Source organism: Actinoplanes sp. GCM10030250 (assembly GCF_042666575.1).
Classification (GTDB): domain Bacteria; phylum Actinomycetota; class Actinomycetes; order Mycobacteriales; family Micromonosporaceae; genus Actinoplanes.
The window spans coordinates 94,711-114,601 of record NZ_JBHTDO010000007.1; the positions used below are offsets into that span (position 1 = coordinate 94,711).

15 protein-coding genes are annotated in these 19,891 nt (G+C 69.2%); 10 read left to right on the forward strand and 5 right to left on the reverse strand.

Going from position 1 to position 19,891, the window contains the following annotated elements:
* The first annotated feature begins 10 nt into the window (after window positions 1-10).
* From nuoL to ACFQV6_RS12320, 4 genes are all read left to right on the forward strand, one after another.
* A complete protein-coding gene (gene nuoL, locus ACFQV6_RS12305) occupies window positions 11-1,942 on the forward strand; it encodes an NADH-quinone oxidoreductase subunit L (protein WP_378027542.1) in 1,932 nt (643 codons plus the stop codon).
* Window positions 1,939-3,477 carry an NADH-quinone oxidoreductase subunit M gene (locus tag ACFQV6_RS12310; RefSeq protein ID WP_378027543.1) on the forward strand — a complete coding sequence of 513 codons (1,539 nt, stop codon included), beginning with the start codon at window positions 1,939-1,941 and terminating at the stop codon, window positions 3,475-3,477. The genes nuoL and ACFQV6_RS12310 overlap by 4 nt, the downstream gene beginning before the upstream one ends.
* Window positions 3,478-3,479: 2 nt before the next feature.
* Window positions 3,480-5,018 carry an NADH-quinone oxidoreductase subunit NuoN gene (gene nuoN / locus ACFQV6_RS12315; protein ID WP_378027544.1) on the forward strand — a complete coding sequence of 513 codons (1,539 nt, stop codon included), beginning with the start codon at window positions 3,480-3,482 and terminating at the stop codon, window positions 5,016-5,018.
* Window positions 5,019-5,712: 694 nt separating this feature from the next.
* Window positions 5,713-6,705, forward strand: coding sequence for a polyprenyl synthetase family protein (locus ACFQV6_RS12320; RefSeq protein WP_378027699.1), 993 nt, complete (start codon window positions 5,713-5,715; stop codon window positions 6,703-6,705).
* Window positions 6,706-6,768: 63 nt separating this feature from the next.
* Here the strand turns inward: ACFQV6_RS12320 and ACFQV6_RS12325 are convergent, their stop codons facing one another.
* Entirely contained in the window at window positions 6,769-7,890 is a 1,122-nt protein-coding gene (locus ACFQV6_RS12325) for an MFS transporter (protein WP_378027545.1), read from the reverse strand.
* A gap of 234 nt (window positions 7,891-8,124) precedes the next feature.
* Between ACFQV6_RS12325 and ACFQV6_RS12330 the strand changes: the two genes are divergently transcribed.
* Both ACFQV6_RS12330 and ACFQV6_RS12335 read left to right on the forward strand, forming a co-directional pair.
* Window positions 8,125-8,919: an IclR family transcriptional regulator gene (locus ACFQV6_RS12330; RefSeq protein WP_378027546.1), complete on the forward strand. Its 795-nt coding sequence runs from the start codon at window positions 8,125-8,127 to the stop codon at window positions 8,917-8,919.
* Window positions 8,920-9,045: 126 nt separating this feature from the next.
* A complete protein-coding gene (locus tag ACFQV6_RS12335) occupies window positions 9,046-9,753 on the forward strand; it encodes an anti-sigma factor family protein (RefSeq protein WP_378027547.1) in 708 nt (235 codons plus the stop codon).
* 47 nt (window positions 9,754-9,800) lie between these two features.
* Here the strand turns inward: ACFQV6_RS12335 and rarD are convergent, their stop codons facing one another.
* From rarD to ACFQV6_RS12350, 3 genes are all read right to left on the reverse strand, one after another.
* Window positions 9,801-10,754, reverse strand: a complete 954-nt coding sequence (gene rarD, locus ACFQV6_RS12340) for an EamA family transporter RarD (RefSeq protein ID WP_378027548.1) — start codon at window positions 10,752-10,754, stop codon at window positions 9,801-9,803.
* Between the two features lie 288 nt (window positions 10,755-11,042).
* Window positions 11,043-11,423, reverse strand: a complete 381-nt coding sequence (locus ACFQV6_RS12345; protein WP_378027549.1) for a phage holin family protein — start codon at window positions 11,421-11,423, stop codon at window positions 11,043-11,045.
* 76 nt (window positions 11,424-11,499) lie between these two features.
* Entirely contained in the window at window positions 11,500-13,554 is a 2,055-nt protein-coding gene (locus ACFQV6_RS12350; RefSeq protein ID WP_378027550.1) for a type VII secretion protein EccE, read from the reverse strand.
* Between the two features lie 276 nt (window positions 13,555-13,830).
* On the opposite strand from ACFQV6_RS12350, the gene ACFQV6_RS12355 reads away from it, so the two are divergent.
* The 4 genes from ACFQV6_RS12355 to ACFQV6_RS12370 all read left to right on the forward strand — a co-directional run bounded on the left by ACFQV6_RS12355 (window position 13,831) and on the right by ACFQV6_RS12370 (window position 18,675).
* Window positions 13,831-14,148 carry a WXG100 family type VII secretion target gene (locus ACFQV6_RS12355; protein ID WP_378027551.1) on the forward strand — a complete coding sequence of 106 codons (318 nt, stop codon included), beginning with the start codon at window positions 13,831-13,833 and terminating at the stop codon, window positions 14,146-14,148.
* A 46-nt stretch (window positions 14,149-14,194) separates the two neighbouring features.
* The gene (locus tag ACFQV6_RS12360) at window positions 14,195-14,488 is read left to right on the forward strand and encodes a WXG100 family type VII secretion target (RefSeq protein WP_378027552.1); all 294 of its coding nucleotides are present in this window, start codon (window positions 14,195-14,197) and stop codon (window positions 14,486-14,488) included.
* A gap of 297 nt (window positions 14,489-14,785) precedes the next feature.
* Entirely contained in the window at window positions 14,786-18,313 is a 3,528-nt protein-coding gene (locus ACFQV6_RS12365) for an SseB family protein (protein WP_378027553.1), read from the forward strand.
* Window positions 18,310-18,675 (forward strand): hypothetical protein, encoded by a 366-nt coding sequence (locus ACFQV6_RS12370; RefSeq protein WP_378027554.1) that lies wholly within the window; start codon window positions 18,310-18,312, stop codon window positions 18,673-18,675. The genes ACFQV6_RS12365 and ACFQV6_RS12370 overlap by 4 nt, the downstream gene beginning before the upstream one ends.
* 234 nt (window positions 18,676-18,909) lie before the next feature.
* Here ACFQV6_RS12370 and ACFQV6_RS12375 read toward each other — a convergent pair whose 3' ends face one another.
* Window positions 18,910-19,836: an alpha/beta fold hydrolase gene (locus tag ACFQV6_RS12375; RefSeq protein ID WP_378027555.1), complete on the reverse strand. Its 927-nt coding sequence runs from the start codon at window positions 19,834-19,836 to the stop codon at window positions 18,910-18,912.
* Between the last annotated feature and the right edge of the window lie 55 nt (window positions 19,837-19,891).

The window sequence follows — 19,891 nt, forward strand, 5'->3', positions numbered from 1 at the left end:
GGGCCTTCACGTGGAACAGACAGTGGAGTTCGCCCCCGCGACGGGAGTGCTGAGCAGCATCTGGCTGCTCGTGGCGATTCCCCTCGCCAGCGCGGCCGTGCTGCTGCTGCTCGGCAAGCGGGCCGACAAGTGGGGGCACTGGCTCGGCGTCCTCGCGGTCGCCGCCTCGTTCGTGCTCGGGCTGATCTTCTTCGCGAGCCTGGCCGGCCTGGACGCCGAGAAGCGCTCGGCAGAACTGAGCCTCTGGGACTTCATCGTGGTCGGCGGCCTACACGTCGACTTCGGCCTTCTCTTCGATCCGCTCTCCGGCGTCTTCGTACTGCTGATCACGGGCGTCGGCTCGCTGATCCACCTGTACGCGGTCGGCTACATGGAGCACGACCCCGGTCGGCGGAAGTTCTTCGCCTACTTCAACCTCTTCGTCGCGGCGATGTTGCTGCTGGTCCTGGGCAACAACTACGTGATGCTCTACTTCGGCTGGGAGGGCGTCGGTCTGGCGTCGTACCTGCTGATCTCGTTCTGGTACACCCGGCCGTCCGCGGCCACCGCCGGTAAGAAGGCGTTCCTGATGAACCGGGTCGGCGACGCCGGCCTGGCCATCGGCATCTTCCTGATGTTCACCGAGCTGGGCAGCACCCAGTACTCGGACGTTTTCAACGGTGTCCCGTCGCTGGCCGCCGGAACGATCCTGATCATGGGCATCCTGCTCCTGCTCGGCGCCGCCGGTAAGTCGGGTCAGTTCCCGCTCCACGCCTGGTTGCCGGACGCCATGGAGGGCCCGACCCCGGTGTCGGCGCTCATCCACGCGGCCACCATGGTCACCGCGGGCGTCTACCTGATCGCCCGGTCCAACCCGATCTTCTCGGCGAACACCACACTCCAGTTGATCGTGGTCAGCGTCGGCGCCCTGACGCTGCTGATGGGCTGCGTCATCGGTGCGGCCAAGGACGACATCAAGCGGGTCCTCGCCTGGTCGACGGTGAGCCAGATCGGTTACATGTTCCTCGGCGTCGGGCTCGGCGGCGGCGCGTACGCGCTGGCCATCGTGCACCTGCTGGCGCACGGCTTCTTCAAGGCCAACATGTTCCTCGGCGCCGGCTCGGTCATGCACGGCATGCACGACCAGGTCGACATCCGCCGGTTCGGTGGGCTGTCGAAGCACATGAAGATCACCTGGATCACCTTCGCCACCGGCTGGCTGGCGATCATCGGCATCCCGCCGCTCTCCGGCTTCTTCTCCAAAGAGCCGATCATCGCGGCCGCCTTCGAGCGTGAGGTGACCTGGGAGGCCTGGGTGTTCGGGCTGGCCGCGCTGATCGGCGCCGGCCTGACCGCCTTCTACATGACCCGGCTGTTCGTGCTGACGTTCCACGGCCCGGCCCGCTGGACCGACGACATCAAGCACCCGCACGAGTCGCCGCCGATCATGACGATCCCGCTGATCCTGCTGGCGATCGGCTCGGTCGGCGCGGGCTGGCTGATGAGCACGAGCGTGCCGGACTGGCTGACCCCGGTCCTCGGCGAGGAAGCCGGCGAGGCGGCGCACGGCGTCCTCTCGCACACCATGATCACCATCCTGTCGCTGGTCGTCACGGTGCTCGGCGCGGGTCTGGGCTGGGCGCTGTTCCGCAACGGCACGGCCACCGAGCCGCAGCCGGCGGGGGTGCTGGTCACCGCCGCACGGCGCAACCTCTACACCGACGCGGTCAACGAGGCGGTGTTCGAGCGGCCCGGCATCTACCTCACCCGCGCCCTGGTGTTCCTCGACAACAGGGGCATCGACGGCGTGGTCAACGGCATCGCGGCCGCGGTCGGCGGCGGGTCCGGCCGGTTGCGGCGGCTGCAGACCGGGTTCGTGCGCTCGTACGCCCTGTCGATGCTCACCGGCGCCATGCTCATCGTGGGCGCCTTCATCGCGATCCAGCTGGGGTGGTTGGCTTGAGCGACTTTCCGTTCCTGTCCGTCCTGACGGTTCTGCCGCTGGTCGGAGCCGGGGTGGTGGCTTTCATCCCGCGGGCGAAGGCCGAGCTGGCCAAGATGGTGGCGCTCGCCTGGTCGCTGGTGGTGCTCGTACTGAGCATCGTCATGTGGGCCGCGTTCACCATCGACGGCGACCGGTTCCAGTTCCACGAGTCGTACGCCTGGATCCCGTCCTGGGACGCCCGGTTCACCTTCGCCGCCGACGGCATCGCGCTCGTGATGCTGATGCTGATCGCCGTCCTGTTCCCGATCGTCATCCTGGCGTCCTGGAACGACGTCGACCAGAGCCGGCGGTCCGCACCGGCCTACTTCGCGCTGCTGCTCTCCTTCGAGTTCACGATGATCGGTGTCTTCGCCGCGGCGGACATCTTCCTCTTCTACGTGTTCTTCGAGATCATGCTGATCCCGATGTACTTCATCATCGGATCGTTCGGCAGCGGCCAGAAGCAGTACGCGGCGGTGAAGTTTTTCCTCTACAGCCTGGTCGGCGGCCTCTTCATGCTGGCCGCGGTGATCGGCCTGTGGGTGATCGGCGGGCACACCTTCGACTTCGTGAAACTCAGCGAGGCCGCGGGCTCGATGGACCAGAACACCGCGCGCTGGCTGTTCCTCGGCTTCTTCGTGGCGTTCGCGATCAAGGCGCCGTTCTTCCCGTTCCACACCTGGCTGCCGGACTCCGGTGGCGCCGCACCAGCCGGTGCGGCCGCGCTGCTCGTCGGTGTGATGGACAAGGTCGGCACGTTCGGGATCCTGCGGTACTGCCTCTCGCTCTTCCCCGAGGCGTCCCGCTGGTTCGCTCCGGCGGCCATGATCCTCGCGGTCATCGGCATCATCTACGCGGCGCTGCTCGCGGTCGGCCAGAACGACCTGAAGCGGCTGGTGTCGTACACGTCGATCGCCCACTTCGGCTTCATCGGCATCGGCATCTTCGCGTTCACGACGCAGGCCGGCACCGGAGCCGTGCTCTACATGGTCAACCACGGTCTCGCCACCGGACTGCTCTTCATCGTGGTCGGCATGTTCGTGGCCCGGCGCGGTTCGGCGCTGGTCAGCGACTTCGGCGGCGCGGGCAAGCTGGTACCGGTCCTGGCCGGGGTGCTCTTCTTCGCCGGTCTGGCCTCGCTGGCCCTGCCCGGCACGGCACCGTTCGTCAGCGAGTTCCTGGTACTGATCGGCACCTTCAGCACCAACAAGCCGATCGCCGTGATCGCGACCCTCGGCATCATCCTCGCCGCCGCGTACGTGCTGTGGATGATCCAGCGCACCACCCAGGGCACTCTCAACCCGGCTCTCACCGAGGTGCCGGCGATGTCCAAGGACCTGACCCTGCGGGAGAAGTTCGTGGTCGCACCGCTGATCGCGCTCCTGCTGGTGCTCGGCTTCTACCCGAAGCCGGTCACCGACGTGATCAACCCGGCGGTGCAGGCGACCATGCAGGACGTCGGTACGCGCGACCCGGCTCCGACGGTGGTCGCTGATGGAGAGGCAGGCCGTTAGCCATGGAAGAGCTGAAGCTGGAACTTCCCCCGATCGACTACGGCGCAATGCTGCCCATGTTGATCCTCTTCGCGGCCGCCTGCCTCGGGGTGGTCCTCGAGGTCGTCCTGCCGCGCCGGGTGCGTAACACCGTCCAGCTCGTGGTGGCGCTGCTCGCTGTCGTCGCGTCGCTGACGGCGGTGGTGATGGCCCGCGGCACGCACATCAAGACCATCGGCAACGCGGTGGCGGTGGACGGCCCGACCCTCTTCCTCCAGGGCGCCATCCTGGTGCTGGGCGCGGTGTCGCTGCTGCTCATCGGCGAGCGGTCGGTCGAGCAGGGCGGCGCGTTCGTCTCGCAGGCCGCGATCACGGTCGGCTCCAAGAAGGACGTTCAGCAGGCCGCCGGTCAGCCGGGTGCCACCGAGGTCTACCCGCTGACCATCTTCGCGCTCGGCGGCATGCTCCTCTTCGTCGCCGCCAACGACCTGCTCACCATGTTCGTCGCGCTCGAGGTCTTCTCGCTGCCGCTCTACCTGCTCTGTGCCCTGGCCCGTCGCCGGCGCCTGCTCAGCCAGGAAGCAGCGCTGAAGTACTTCCTGCTCGGCTCGTACGCCTCCGCGTTCTTCCTCTTCGGCGTGGCCTTCATCTACGGCTTCGCCGGCGCGGTCCAGCTCGACAAGATCCACCTCGCTGTCGCCGACCCGCAGCGCAGCCAGGTGCTGCTCTACGCCGGTTTCGGCCTGGTCTCGATCGGACTGCTCTTCAAGGCCGCGCTCGCCCCGTTCCACGTCTGGACGCCGGACGTCTACCAGGGCGCGCCGACCCCGATCACCGCGTTCATGGCGGCCTGCACCAAGGTGGCGGCGTTCGGCGCCCTGCTGCGGATCCTCTACGTGGCGTTCGAGGGTGTGCGCTGGGACTTCCAGCCGGTCCTCGGCACGATCGCGGTGCTCACGATGTTCACCGGCGCGGTCCTGGCGGTCACCCAGACCGACCTCAAGCGGCTGCTGGCGTACTCGTCCATCGCCAACGCCGGCTACCTGCTCGTCGGCGTCCTCGCCCTGAACGAGGAGGGTCTGAGCAGCACGATGTTCTACCTCGTCGCCTACGGGTTCTCGGTGCTCGCGGCGTTCGCGATCATCAGCCTGGTCCGCGACGCCGACGGCGAGGCCACCCACCTGTCCCGGTGGGCGGGCATCGGCCGAAAGAGCCCACTGCTCGCGGGTGTCTTCACCTTCATCCTGCTCGCCTTCGCCGGCATCCCGCTGACCAGCGGCTTCACCAGCAAGTTCGCGGTGTTCGGCGCGGCCGTCGAGGGCGGGCAGACCTGGCTGGTGATCTTCGGAGTGATCACCAGCATGCTGCTGGCCTTCCCGTACCTGCGGGTTGTCGTACTGATGTGGCTCTCCGAGCCCGGCGAGTCGACCCCTGCGGTCTCCATCCCGGGCTTCCTCACCTCGACCGCGCTGGCGCTCGGCGTGATCGTCACGGTGGCGCTGGGCGTCGTACCGGCCCCGCTGATCGACCTCACCAGGGATGCGGCACAGTTCGTCCGCTGACTTCCGAAACCGATCAGTCGAGAGCCCCGGCCGCGCGCCGGGGCTCTCGCCGTTCCACCCACCGATCAACACCGTCCAACACCAGCTCGGGTACGGGCAATCGCGCCCTCCCTACCCCACGCTCAACCACCCCCACCCCCACCCCCACCCCGGCCGGCTCCCAGCGCTGCCGCCGAGACGCCTCTCACGCCCAGCCCGTCGGCTCGGCTGGCCGTCAGCGGTGTCTTTCGGGCCGGAAGGCGCCTCTCACGTCCAGCTGGTTGGTCCAGCTGGTTGGTCCGGCTGGCTGTCAGCGGTGCTTTTCGGGCCGGAAGGCGCCTCTCACGTCCAGCCGGGGTTCGGGCGAGGGCTAGGGCCGGGGCTGGGGCGCGCTTGAGCGGCTGCGGATATCCATGTCGGAAGGTGTTGAGGGGGTCTTCGCCGTGTGCAAGGCCGGAAGTGGGGTGAGATAGGCCACCGTGACGCACGGGCATCGCCCAGTTAGGCCGGTAGCCAGGGGACTTGTGCTGACTCGTACCCCTGCTGTCGGATCTTTGATCTTGTCGCGCGCCACCCTGGCACTGAAACCGTCAGACCCGTATGGCATCGTGAAAGCGTGGTGAGCACCGGTGATCTGACCCCACCCGATCGGACCCCACCCGATCGGACACAGCCCGATCTGGTACAGCCTGATCTGGCGCATCCCGATCCGGCGCTGTCGCCGCTGGGCCTCGACGTCGATCCCGCACTGGACGCGTCGGTGTCGGCGACGCTTGTCGCTGTGGAAGAGGCGTTGCGTGGCCATGTCGCCAGCGCCGACCCCCTGGTGGCCGAGGCCGCACGCCATCTCGCTGATGCCGGTGGCAAGCGGTTCCGTCCGCTGCTGGTGGCGCTCGGTGCCCAGTTCGGTGATCCGACGGCGCCCGAGATCGTCGATGCGGCAAACGTGGTCGAGCTGACGCACCTCGCGACGCTCTATCACGACGACGTCATGGACGAGGCCGACGTCCGGCGGGGTGCTCCGAGCGCCAACGCGCGCTGGGGCAACTCGGTGGCGATCCTCGTCGGCGACTATCTCTTCGCGCAGGCCGCCGACCTGGCCGCCTCGCTCGGCACCGAAGCGGTGCACCTGCAGGCGCAGACCTTCGCGCGCCTGGTGCACGGCCAGATCGCCGAGACGGTGGGTCCGCGTGACAGCGACCCGATCGAGCACTACCTGCACGTCATCACGGAGAAGACCGCCTCGCTGATCGCGACCGCGGCCCGGTTCGGTGGCCTCTTCTCGGGCGCCCGGCCGGAGCATGTGGAGGCTCTCGCCGGTTATGGCGAGACCATCGGCATCGCGTTCCAGCTCTCCGACGACCTGCTGGACATCGCCTCCGAGTCGGTCCAGTCGGGGAAGACACCCGGCACCGACCTGCGCGAGGGTGTGCCGACCCTGCCGGTGCTCTACTCGCTGGCCGGTGACGACACCGACGCGTCCGCGGTTCGGCTGCGCGAGCTGCTGTCGGCCGGTCCGATCACCGACGACACGCTGCACGCCGAGGCGCTGGGGCTGCTGCGGGAGTCGGCGGCGATGAAGCGGGCGCGGGAGACGGTGCGGACCTATGCGGAGGACGCCCGGGCACGGCTGGCGCCGCTTCCGGAGGGGGAGGCGCGGCGTGCGATGGAGGCACTCTGCGACTTCATCGCCGACCGAACGGGCTGAGCATCTACTATCCGGTCGGAAGCGCCGCTTTCTCCGTACCCCTGCCTGGTCCTGCCTGGTCTGCTAACCCGCCGCGTGCTCCTTTTCGGTCGCGTGGCGGCGGAGTAGGCGACTGCCGAGCATCATCAACGCTCCTGCCGTGACCATCGCGCACGCGCCGACCGTCCACATCGTTGGGTAGCCGGCGGCGTTCGCCAGCGCACCCAGCGTGAGCGGCCCGACGCAGCCGCCGGCATAAACGCCCGCCTGGGTGATCGACGTCGCGGCGGCGGGCGCCTGCGGATGGAGCCGGACCACCGCGAAGTTCAGCAATCCCGGCCATGACCAGCCGAAACCGAAGCCGAGCAGCACGCCTAGGACCAGCGCGAACTCGCCAGGGATCGCGAGCAGCCCCAGGCCGACGGCGCCGCAGGCGAGCAGTGCGGCGCTCACTCCCACCTGCTTGCCGGGGCGCCGGTCCGCCTGCCAGCCGCCGGCGATCCGGGCCAGCATGCAGACCGCGCCGCCGAGGGTGAGTGCGAGGCCGGCCGCTCCCGGCGAGATGCCGCGGTCCACGGCGGAGGAGACCACGAAGGTGCCGAGCGCGTTCGCGGAACCTGACGCGAGCGTGCCGGCGAGACCGATCACGATCAGCGCTCCGGTGGCCTGTCCCGCCTCGCGCGCCGGCCGTCGCTGCTCCTGCTCGGCCGGGATCAGCGGGATCGCGGCCAAGCCGAAGGCGCCGGCGAGCACGAACGCCCAGCGCCAGCCGACGGTGAGTGCCACCGCGGGGACCGCCGCACCGGCCAGCAGCGTGGCGATCGGGATGGCGGCCTGTTTGATGCCGAAGGTCAGGCCCTGGCGGCGGATCGGTACGTGCCGGGACAGGCTGGTGTTGCTGGCCAGCTGCCCCATGGCGTTGGCGGCGCCGCCGATCATGATGATCGCGATCAGCGTCCACAGCGATCGGGCCGCGGCGGCGACCCCGATCAGGGCGAGTGCCGCGAGGGTGACGCCGAGCCGCGCGATTCGGGTCGCTCCGTGACGCTCCACCAGAGCTCCGGCCGGGATCGAGGCCAGAGCACTCGCTCCGAAGTAGGCGGAAACGGCCAAACCGAGGCCTGCGGGGGAGAAACCGAGCTCCTCGCCGATCTGAACGGCCAGGCCCCCGATAAGGAAGACCGGTATCGAAACAGCGATCGTCACCGCGAGCGCCCCGACGGTGGCGCGGCTGGCATCGGCGCTGGTGAAACCGGTTCCGTTCGGTGCAAATCGGGGCGTTGCCACTGGACGAAGACTAGGCCATCCGGTCGCAACCCGGCTGCGGACAGTTCCATCGATCACACCCGCTGTGTAAATCGATCGTGATCCACATGCTTTTGGCATTCCGTCCACGAACGTTTCTTCATATGGTGTAAGTCCCTGGCCTCGGAGGTAGCTGTGCGTGACCCCCTAGCGGAGCCGTCAGATCTCATCCGGAGCGTGTCGCGTGCCCTGCGCGTTCTGGAGTCGGTCGGACGTGCGCCGCGCGGACTCACCGTCAAGCAGATAGCCCGGCGGTGTGAGCTGACCGTCGCGACGACCTACCACCTGGTGCGGACCCTGGCATATGAGGGCTACGTGATCCGCCGGGAGGACGGCACGTACATCGTCGGTCTCGAGATTGCCGATCGATACCGCGAGCTGGTCTCGGCGTTCCGTGGTCCACCGGCTGTCGGCGAGGCCCTGCGCCGCGCCGCCCTCGACACCGGCTACAGCCATTACCTGGGCCGGTTCGTCGGCGGCCGGATCGCCGTCACCGCCTCGGCGGAGGGCGCCCGGTCACCGTTCCTCGACGACATCGCACCCGGCTTCGACGAGGGCGGCCACGCCACGGCGCTCGGCAAGGCGCTGCTCGCCACGCTCACCCCCGACCAGCGCTCGCGCTACCTCCGGGACTACGGCATGCGCGCATTCACGCCGGCGACGCTGACGACACCCGAGGCGCTCGAGGCGGATCTGGCGGCAGGGGAACGACGCGGCATGCAGATCGAAATGGGACAGTTCCGGCAGGGGCTGGCCTCGGCTGCCGTGGTCGTGGTTGCCGATCGCGACATGGAGCGGCGGCTCGTGCTCGCCTGCTCGATGCCCGCCGCGGAGATGCTGACCTCGGCTCGAGTGGTGCGGGCCAAGCTCACGGCGGCCGCCCGGAACGTGGCCGAGGCACTGTCCGGAGGCGAATCCGCGACCGCCTGATGGACCGTGGCTCTCCGCATGCGGGCCGCCACGTTTTGACGAGGACCGTTAAGGAATCGTTGAACCTTCGAGTCCTACGCCGCGTACCAGAGACCGGGACGAACGAGCCGGCTGGAGGCGGTACGGATGCGGTGCGAGGACGGGCACGACGACGCCGCCTATGTCCTCGGCGCGCTGTCGCCGGGTGAGCGGGCCGCCTACGAGAGTCACCTGGCGAGCTGTTCGTTCTGCAGGGAGGCAGTTGCCGACCTGGCACGCGTGCCCGACATGCTGGACCGGCTCGACGCCGACGAGTTCGCGCGGCTCCTCGACCCCTCCCTGACCTCGCACTCCTCTGCTTATCCACATCCTTATCCACACCCCCATCCACGCCGTCGACCACGCGTGCGGGCGTTCTCGATCCGCGTGCTCAGCACCGTCGTGGCGGCGGTGCTCGTCCTTCTTGTCGGCGGCGGGGTCGTGGCGTGGAGCATGGACCGCACCGCACCGGTGGCGGCACCGCCCGGCCCGGCCCTCGCGATGGACCCGGTCGAGGACGTGTCCCCGATAACGGCGACGGTGCGGCTCACCAGCACCGCGGGTGGGACGAACGTCGAGATGGTGTGCTCGTACAGCAAGTCCGCGGAGAAGGCCTACACGTTCCGGCTGATCGCGTACGGCCCCGACGAGCAGAAGGAACAGTTGGGCTCGTGGCTGGCGCAGCCCGGGACCACCTTCCGGATGCCAGGGGTCACCCACTTCGCCGAAGGCAGCCTGGCTCGGCTCGAAGTGGTGCGCTACGACGGCAAGGCGATGCTGGCCTTCGACATGCCGGGCTTCAAATCCGGCGGTTGATCTCCTCCCGCGGCCGCGCGTCAGCGGGCTTCTCCCGCGGTCGTGAGTCAGCGGGAGGGTAGGGCGGCGGCGGCCGACCCAGCGGCGGTGGCGGCCGTCGCGTCGGCCGCCGCACGTTCCCGCGCTGTGGCACGGCCGCTGCGCAGACCGTCCACGGTGAAAATGATCAGCGCGACCCAGACCAGTCCGAAACCGGCCAGCCGGGCGGCGGGCATCGGCTCGTGGAAGAGCAGCACGCCACACGCCAGCTGAATGATCGGCGCCACGTACTGCATGATGCCGAGACCCACGAGCGGCACCCGATTCGCCGCCGCGGCGAACAGCATCAGCGGCCCGGCAGTGGCAATACCGGAAATGATCATCAGGGCCGTGTGCGTGGCCGACACGTGCCCGAACTCCGCACCACCTGACACGTTCAGCCACGTCAGGTACCCCAGCGCCGGCACCGCAAGGACAGCCGACTCGACGAACAGCCCCTCCGCCGGCGGCAGCGACATCCGCTTCTTGATCAGGCCGTAGCACCCGAACGACGCGGCAAGCGTCAACGCGATGTAAGGCAGCCGTCCGTAATCGATCGCCAGCACGGCAACCGCGAGCGCACCCACCCCCACCGCCGCCCACTGCCAGGCCCGCAACCGCTCCCGCTGGACGAACACACCGAGCAGCACCACTACCAGCGGAGTGATGAAGTAGCCCAGCGCAGTCTCCACAACCCGGGACGAATTGACACCATAGATGTATGTGCCCCAGTTGATCCCGATCAGCACAGCAACCAGGACGATGCCGCCGAGCAGCCGCGGCGTGCGAAGAATGCGGCCGAGAAACCGCCAATTACGCAGGGCGGCGAGCACGATGGCCACGAACAGCACGGACCAGATGATGCGGTGGGAAAGGATCTCCAGCGCGGGCGACGGGCGGAGCAGCTTGAAGTAGATCGGGAAGAAACCCCAGATCGCGTACGCCGTGAGGCCGTACACATATCCACGCCGCTCATCACTCATGCCTCCCACCGTAAGGCGGGGTTGGGGGTTACGGTCCTTGCATATGCGTTAGCTCACGAGGCCAATTCCGAGGGCGTGGCGGGTTTCTTCACCACCGCGGGAAACGCTCACGGCCGTCTTTCCACAGCCTCAACGGCCGCGCGACTCCCGCCCCACAGGGTCTCTCCGCGTGCGACTGTGGGGGCGCCTGGAAAGGCGCCCCCACAGTGTCGTCGCAGCTAGTCGTCGTCGCGGTCGTCGCCGGTGGTTCTGGTGGCGGCTGGTTGTTCGGCGGCGGCCGGTTGTCGGTCAGTCGTCGCCATCGGGGACCACCATGTTCAGCAGCCAGCTGACGACGCCGACCAGCAGCGCGCCCAGAACGGCGGACGGCCAGAAGGCGTCCACGTGGAATCCGAGGTCGAGTTCGCCGGCGATCCAACTGGTGAGCATGAACAGCAGGCCGTTCACGACGAGCGCGATCAGGCCGAGCGTGAGAACGTAGAGACCGCAACCGAGCATCTTGATGATCGGCCGCAGGATCGCGTTGATGAGACCGAAGATCACCGCGACCGCCAGCAACGTGCCAACCTTGCCGGCAGCGGAGTCAGCGGTCAGGTCGATCCCGTCGATCACCAGGGTCGCGATCCACAGTGAGACGGCTGTAATCGCCAGCCGGATGAGGATGCCCATGGCTGGGCATGGTGCCATGGCCGGACCACCTGCGGGTACGACACTCCGCGATCTTCATCCACCCGTCGCAGAAGAATCAGTCATATCCAGATTTATCGCTCAGCATCCGCCCCTCTCCGCTTGGCGCACGCCCGTCTTCGCTCAGCCCGCGCCCGTCTTCGCTCAGCCCGCGCCCGTCTCCGCTCAGCCCGCGCTCCTCCCTGCTTCGGATCGCCGCAGCCACCCGGCGACGAAGGGGCCGGCTCGGGTCACCGATGAGCACTTTCTCAATCGGCGTCTCAGCGAGCGCCGCCCACCGAACCGAACTACGGCTGACCACAGCGATCATCGTGGCCCGCATCCGGGTAAGAAGGTCCGCGGTCTCGCCCAGACTCAAAGCCTCACCGAGAAGCGCGGCCTCGTCGGCCTCCAGCGGCTGCAGAATGAGCAGGTCCGCTCGGGCGGCGATCTCAAGGTCGCCGGTGCTCACAACGTCGCGCACCACCAGAGTCGTATGCCAGCGTTCCACGCAATCCAAAGCGCCGCTGCCGCCGCTGCCGCTGCCGCTGCCGCCGCTGCCGCTGCCGCTGCCGCCGCTGCCGCTGCCGCTGCCGCCATCGGTTGCGCTGGCCTGGCCGGAGTCGATGATGGTGAGCGACGGGTGCACCGGTGACCCGGCGGATGGATCGAGCGGCTGGTCCATCGGCAGCACGGTGATAGAGCCGCCCGGTGCGGCGGCTCCGCGCACGAACGGCGCCCAATCCTGTGGCCGACTGCTGCGCACCGTGACCTGGGCGCCGGTCGCCAGCGCTCGGAACACCACCAACTGCGCGCAGGGCAACCCGCCGATCAGCGCAACGAGGGTGGGATCCGGCCGGAAGAGGCGGGCACGCACCGGACCGCCCTCGCGATTCCGTCCCAGTATCAGACCAGCCCGCACGACGGGCGCATCGAACCCGTTGAAGGAAGTAGTCGGGTCGAACCAGCCGCCCAGGGGCAGGGTGTCGGACAGGCCCGGTAGATGCGATCCGTCCCATCGGAGCAACTCCACGCCTTCGGGAGTGAGCAGCCTCGACAGCGACTGGGCAGCCTTACCGATAGCGGTGGCGTCGGGCGCCGCGAGCCGGACCAGCAAACTTCCAGGCCGCGTCAGCGAATTCGCGGGCGGCGTCAGCGAATTCCCGGGTTGGGTCAGCGATTTCCCGGGTTGGGTCAGCAGGCTCTCGGGTTGTTGCGGGTTGAGGGCGGCGGTCACGGACACGGTTGTCGCTGATGCGGGCAGGCCCAACAGCTGAGCGATGACGTGTCCGGGAAGTGCGGTGCCAGGGGCGGAACAGCACTGGAACGTTGTCTGGAAATGTTCACCGAGCCGCACCCCGTCCCAGAACTCGCGAGCCTTGCCGAGCGGAGGTGCGTGTGCTGACTCGGCGATCACCCGTACTGAAGCGGGGCGGTCCAAGGGCCGGGCACCGTACGTCCGCAGACGCCGCATCAAGCGGCGCGCCTGGCCCACAAGCGAGCGCCTCAACTCCTCATCGGACCAGCCGTCGGCGCGCAGGACGCGAAGGGCCAGCACGGCGCTGAACTGTGCGAGCGAGTTGCCGTCGCTCAGGGTGCGGTATGAGCCCGCGGCGGGGCCGGATCCGCCTCGTCCGGTGGGCGGCGGGACGCCGGTCAGGACCAGTTGCAGCCGGGTCGGTGGCTGATCCTTCTCGGGCGTGGGCAGGAGAGTCGCGAGCGAGGGCAAGCAGGCGAAATGGTCAGTGAGCTCGAGGAGGACGGAAAGGCCGAACTCGTCGGAGAGCACCGCGGCGGGTGCTCCGGCCAGGTCTGCCGTCGTCACGAGAGTTCGTGGGGCGACGAAGGCGAGGACCGACGCCGGTGAGTCGAGGTGGGCGGCGCGGCGGCGAGTGGCGAACCTGACGAGGGCGGCGAGCCATCCGAAGGCCCAGCGGTCATGTGTGCGTACCCAAGTGAGGGCGAGCAGGGCCGCGGCGCAGAGCCCTGCCAGTGCCGGCATCGCGCCACCGCGTGTGGTGCCGAGGAGGATGAGCGCCAGGGCCATCTGCGTGGCGACGATCTGATTCAGCCGCACGCCCGGACGCCGTCCATTGAGGATCGCCGGTTGCGATGGTCCCGTCTTGATGCTCAACGCCGACCCCCATCGGTATTGATCTACTTGCACATTTAATCGTAGGTGAGGGGTGAGACAACATCGAGAGTTATCCACAATCACGGCGGCAGTGTGTCGGTTATCCACAGGCTGCGATCAGGTACTACCGCGCCGAGTAATCGGACGGATACGGTCGTCGGGAATCGCTCGTGGCGAGCGTTGCGCCTGTTTCAAGAGCGACTTCTAAACTGATCTACGTCTATGTCATTGATCGTCCACAAAAGATTTTTGCTGAGTGAGGAGGTGGCATCCCGTATGGCGCAGACGCAGGCCGAGGCTGCGGTGATGGTGAGCACCGCTGCGAACTTCGACCAGGTCAACGCCGGTGTGCAGCGCATGCTGAGCACTCTGATGTCCGAGCTGTCGATGCTCGACGGCGCCTGGAAAGGGCTCGGGGCGACGGCGTTCGAGCAGGTCAAGACGCAGTATGCGGCGGATCTGAAGAGCCTGAACCACGCGCTCGCGGAGACGGCGGCGGCGATCCGCACGTCCGGCGCGAGCTACGAGGTGTCCGACGCTGAGGCCGCCACTCGGGTCGCCCGGTCCGGTGGCAGCTTGAAGTTGCCGCTCTGATCGGGCCATCCCGCATCTCGTGGCTTCGATCTTCGAGGAGGAACTGATGAACGATGGCCTTCTACTGGTCAACTTCGGCGCGCTGCGGCAGGCGAGCGCTGACATCGACAAGGCTCTGATCACCCTGCGCTCGCAACTCGACCAGCTGGAGAGGGACGCCGGCCCGCTCGTGGCCACCTGGGCCGGTCAGGCTCGGGAGGCGTATTCGCAGCGGCAGTCCACCTGGCGCGCGGCCTCCGAGGATCTGCAGAACATCCTGCGGCAGCTCAAGATCGCGGTGGACGAGTCGGTGCAGGACTACGTCGATACTGAGCGGGCGGCCACGCGGCGGTTTCAGTGAGGTGGCGGCATCCGGGTGGGTGGTCGCATCCGGGTGGCTGATCGGGGCAGTCTGTTCCGCCATGGCCGGGGTCGCCCGTTCGCGTTATGGCCGGGCCGGTTTACGCGGTTACCATCAGTTGTTGGATGATCGCTCCGGGCGATCAGGGGTTGTCCGCAGGGTCTGTGGGATCTCGTCCCGGGTGCGCCGTTTATCCAACTCGACTGTCAGCACACCGCCGCCCATTGTGATTACGGCCTGACCTTGTAGGTTATACGCGTTGAGTTGGCTCGTTGGCACGCGTGGGGAGAGGTGGACGTGTCCGAGTGGGATCCGGCTACGGACGCCGAGGTCGCTATGCGCGATGCGTTGCGCACCGACGACCAAGAGTCCTACTTCCGCATTCTCGCTGGTGTCGACCTCCTGCTGCCAGTTTCGGCCGACGCACTCGCCGGCCGGGCACCGCTGGGCTGGGGGACGTGGAGCACCGGTGGGCGTACTCATGTGCTGGCGTTCACCTCGCAGGAGTCGTTGCGCTCCTGCCTCGCGGACTACACCGGCTCGGCTCGCCGCGTGCCCTATGCGGAGTTGGCCAACACCTGGCCCAACCTTGAATGGTGGCTTGCGGTAAACCCCGGCCTGCCGATCGAGGGCTACCTGCCCGCCTGGTTCGTGGCGCAGCTCGCCCGGGGTGACCTGCGGCTGCCTACCCGTGGCCCGGGTCGTGAGGCCCAGGGCGGCTCGCGGATCCAGGAGCTCGGCGCGGCGGCACTGGCGGCGAGCCGCGGCTCTGACGCGCCCGGCGGCCCCACCTACGACGGCGTGCCCCCGGGCGCACCGTCACCGATCACCTCCGGCGCGGGCCGGGGCCCGACCCCGGGTCAGACGTCCTTCACCCCCGCGGTGCACTCGGGAAACACCCCGGCTTCTCCGATGAGCGCCCCGCCCTCGTCGGGTGCCCCGGCCGGCTATCCCGGAACCCCAGCTCCGGGCGGCTTCGGGGGCATGCAGCCCGCGACCGGCCCCGGCGGTCTCCAGGCTCCCAGCGGGCTTCAGCGCCCCGGTCCCGGCGGCCCTCAGCCTCCCGGCGGCCTTCAGCCCCCCGCCGGCCCTGGTGGGCACCCCGGCGGTGGCCCTCAGGCTCCGGTCGGTCCCGGCGGGCTTCCGCTGCGGACGCCGACCGGAAACACGCCGAGCGGGCTTCCCGCCCGGGCGCCGTCTCCTTCCTCCGCTCCGGGGAATCCGTCCGGGCTTCCGTTGCGGCCGGATGCGCCCGCTGAGCCTCCGGCGGCCTACCAGCCTCCGTCGATTCCCCGCGACTTCAGTGCCGGGCCCGGCCCGGGGCCTTCCTCGGGTGCGCCCGCGTTCGGGCGCCCGGGTTCCGGGGCCGGAGCGGGTGCCGCCGGATATGGGACGAACGCGCCGGGCTGGGACAAGTCCGGCTCCTCGGTCAACCCCGGCACTTCGGTCAACCCCGGCAGCGATCCGCGCGGATCGCTGCCGACCTCGAAGGGTTCCCTGCCGGTCCGGACTCCGATGGCGAACACGCCGCCGGTGCCCGAGCACGTCACGCCGTACGATCCGGCGGAGACACCGTTCGCTCCGAACTGGGCGGCACCGAGCAGCGCTCCGCCGCCCGCCCCACCCGCGCGGGATGCACTGCCGCGCCGGCAGCCGGGTCAGTCCGCCAGTGGTGGCCAGTTCACGAGCATGGCGGGCTTCGTTCCCACCGGCTCGGCGAGCAACGCCACACCGAGCTCCCCCGGCTTCGGTTCCACTCCGCCGGCAGCCGGACCGGCACCGGCCTTCCCGCAGGGACCAGCTTCCCCGCAGGCCCTCGCCGCGCACAGCGGCCCGGCGCCAGGCGGTTCAGGTCCGGGCGGCGCAGGTCAGGGTGGTGCAGGTCAGGGTGGTGCAGGTCAGGGTGGTGCAGGTCAGGGTGGCATGGCACCGGGCAGGAACTCGCTCGGTGGCAACCCGCTGGGTAACTCCGGACCGGGATCCGCCTCGGGCGGTTCCGACGGTCAGGGCAACCCGTTGCCGCGTCGTCAGGTGACCCCGCCGTCCGAGCGTCCGACCTCGATGGCAGCCGCCGCGCAGGCTCTCGGCGCCAACCGCCAGCCGCCCACTGACCCGGCCCCGCACCCGCAGGACCGTCTGGCCCCGCCCGCGGCCGACCGGTTCGGACCGTCCGGCCCGCCGCCGTCGATCCAGCCACACTCCGGCCCCGGAAGCGACGATTCCCAGGTCCGGCCCGCTCTGGTGCCGCCCGTCATCCCCGGCGTCAACCGCGGCACGATCCCCCCCGGCGGATCGCCGGTTTCCGGTGCTCCGGCTCCCGGTTATCCGGCCCAGAGCTCCGGCGCCGGCTACGGGGCTCCGGGTTACGGCTCTCCCGCTCCCGGAAGCCCGGCGCCCGGCTACAACCCCAACGCCCCGGTCTCGGCGGGCCCGGCCCAGAGCTTCCCGTCAAGCCCGGCACCCTCTTACGGCACCAGTCCGTCGAGCCCGGCGCCCCACTACGGCGCCACCAACCCGTCGAGCCCGGCACCTGACTACGGCGCTGCCTATGGCGCCGCCTATGGCTCCCCGGCCGCAGCGAGCTCCGCACCCCCCGCCACCAACGCCCCAGCGTTCGGAGCGGCACCGAGCGGATACGGCACACCCACCCCGCCGATCCCTGGGATGCCCCCGCAGGGCAGCCCAGCGGCCGCCTACGCCACCCAGGCGTACGGGTCCAACGCCTTCGCGACCCAGGCCCTGCCCGTCGCCTCCGGCGGCTACGGCGCCGCCGCGGTCGCGTCAGGTCTCGGTGTCGCGGGTTCGGACACCGGCTCCCGGATTCAGGCGAACGGTGCCGCACGGCGCGACCAGGCCGCCGCGGAGTTCGTTCCCGCGAACGACGTCGAGCGTGACCTGCGCGAGGCCGCGGATGCCGGTAACACCGACATCTTCCTCTCCACGCTCCTGCTGGCGAACGTGCTCGTGCCCGTCGCCAGCCACTCGCGTCCGGGCAGCTCGCCCGGTGAGTCGGGCTTCGCCTTCCTGCCCGAGGAGGTCGAGGGCGAGCGTTTCCTGATCGTCTTCACGAGCAAGGACCGGCTCTCCGAGCACTTCGGCGAGCCGACCCGCACGGTCGGGGTCCGCTTCTACGAGCTGATCCGCAACTGGCCCGACCCGGCATGGTCGTTCGCGGTCAACCCGGGGACGCCGGTCGGTGCGAAGTACCCGGGGGCGCAGATCATCGCGCTCGCCAACTGGGCCACCGAGGCGGGTCTCGGCGCCGAGCCGGTCGACGGGCCGATCAGCGACGGTACGGCCGCTCCGATCCCGGCTCCCGAGCCCGCCAGCGACGAGGCTCAGCAGGCGACGGTCATGCAGAAGACCATCTCCGCCGAGCAGGTCGACTACTACCTGGACCGGGGTTACGACCGGATTGCCGGGTTCGTGCACCGGGCATCCGAGGTCGAGCACCTGCGGACGCCGGTGGAGCTGTTCGGTGCGCTCGGGCTCAACTACGAGTCGTCGCCGTTCCAGCAGGACGCCAAGGAGGCGTTCGTGCTGCGCTGGCCGGCCTATCGGCCCAGCCTCTACCGGATTCCGTACGGCGGCCAGAACGAGCAGGCCTTGCGGGCGATGGACGGCTGGGTGATCGAGCGGCCGCCGTTCCGCGGCAACGGCTTCGCGCCCGGTGAGAGCAAGGACGTGATCGCCGAGTTCAAGGTGGACAGCGTCCGGCTTCCGCACGGGGCTCAGCTGTGGCGCATCGACGCCGACGGCGACGAGCGGATGCTGGCGATCTACGACGCGGACGGGCCGCTGTGGCGCCGGGTGGGTGAGCAGTGATGCGTGACGGCTATGTGGTGACCTGGCAGGGCCGGGAGTACGACGCGGCGCCTGACGGTGACCGGGTCCGCATCTACACGACCGGGCCGGCCGAGGGCTTCCAGGAGGTCAAACCCGGCCGTTTCGTCCGGGTGCTGGAGCCCGAGGAATACGATGAGATCGCGTACGTGCGAACGCTGTGCACCTGGCGTGGTGAGCCCTTCATCGTGCTCGCCGAGGCCGACAGCTGGCTGCGCCTGGAGTACACGGGCGGCCGCGCCCCGGTCGCCCGTCACCTGGGGCTCGAGGAGTTCGACTACGGCGTCTACCAGGGCTGGGCCCCGGCCCACGAGGTGCGCGACCGCTACGAACACCGCGTCTGAAAGCAAGAACCTCAGAAGTCCGAAAAGGCTCCCCGCCTGAGCGGGGAGCCTTTTTCGACCGTCCGGGCGGAGGGGGATCGGACGATCGCCGGGGGACAGGACGACATCACCCGGATCGCCGTTGGTGGGGTTTCGGCGGGCGGCCCGAGCGACGTTGTCGTTCCGAGACACTAGAAGCCCGAAGCGCCCGATCGTCCCTTTTAAAGATCAATTAAGCGATCGATAAGCGATTCGTCAGGACGGGGTCTTGAGCCACCGCAGGATCTCACCGGTCACGACGTCCGGTGCCTCCTGGTGGAGGAAGTGCCCCACCTCGGGGATGAGCCGCCATTCGTACGGCGCTGTCACATACCGTCCCGATCCCTGCGCCGTGCGCGGAAGCACCGCCTTGTCCAGCTCACCGTGCAGCTGCAGAGTCGGCACGCTCGACGGACGCTGCATCAGCTTGACGAACCGGTACCCCTGGAGCCGCAGAGCACTACGAGCCACCCACCGGTACGCCTCCAGGGCGCAGAACGCCGCCTGAGGGATCTGCATGGCCTGCCGGCACCGTGCCGAGTACTCCCCGAACTCGGGGGTGACCGCCCACTGCGGGCTGCTCCACTGGGTCATCAGCTCGCCGACCAGTGCCGCGTCGTCCCGTGTCAGCACGTGCTCGAAACGGGGCACCTGGAAGCGCAGGATGGCGGACGAGGCGGAGAGTTGCCCGCGGGGGTCGGCGAAGAGGGCGGCCCGCAGCCGCAGCGGGTGAGCCGCGCCGAGCACCACGAGCCGGTTGACCAGTTTCGGATGGAACGAGGCGGCAGCCCAGCCGAGCATGCCGCCGGCGCCGGCGCCGACCACGGTCGCCGATCGCTCGCCGAGGGCCCGGATCAGTCCGGTGACGTCGGCGGCCATGGTGTATCCGTCGTATCCCCGGGGTGGTTTGTCGCTGGCGCCGTAGCCGCGCAGGTCGATCGCCGCCGCGCGGAAGCCCGCGTCGGCGACGCGGGTCATGATGTCGTGCCAGGCCCACCAGAACTCTGGGAAGCCGTGCAGGAAGAGGACGAGCGGACCGGTACCGACTTCCGCGACGTGGAACCGGCTGCCGTTGGCGCCGACGAAGCGGTGGCGCCACGGCCCCTCCGTCAGGACAACAGACTCCTCCACCAGACCGCCCATGCCGTCAGCCTATGTGCCGCTGTCACGCGGGCTGCCGGGCACCGGCGAATGAGGA

Coding starts and splice junctions, on each gene's coding strand:
- nuoN (WP_378027544.1), top strand. CDS start 3,480: ATGGAAGAGCTGAAGCTGGAACTTCCCCCGATCGACTACGGCGCAATG.
- ACFQV6_RS12335 (WP_378027547.1), top strand. CDS start 9,046: ATGCGGTGCGAGGACGGGCACGACGACGCCGCCTATGTCCTCGGCGCG.
- rarD (WP_378027548.1), bottom strand. CDS start 10,754: ATGAGTGATGAGCGGCGTGGATATGTGTACGGCCTCACGGCGTACGCG.
- ACFQV6_RS12345 (WP_378027549.1), bottom strand. CDS start 11,423: ATGGGCATCCTCATCCGGCTGGCGATTACAGCCGTCTCACTGTGGATC.
- ACFQV6_RS12355 (WP_378027551.1), top strand. CDS start 13,831: ATGGCGCAGACGCAGGCCGAGGCTGCGGTGATGGTGAGCACCGCTGCG.
- ACFQV6_RS12360 (WP_378027552.1), top strand. CDS start 14,195: ATGAACGATGGCCTTCTACTGGTCAACTTCGGCGCGCTGCGGCAGGCG.
- ACFQV6_RS12375 (WP_378027555.1), bottom strand. CDS start 19,836: ATGGGCGGTCTGGTGGAGGAGTCTGTTGTCCTGACGGAGGGGCCGTGG.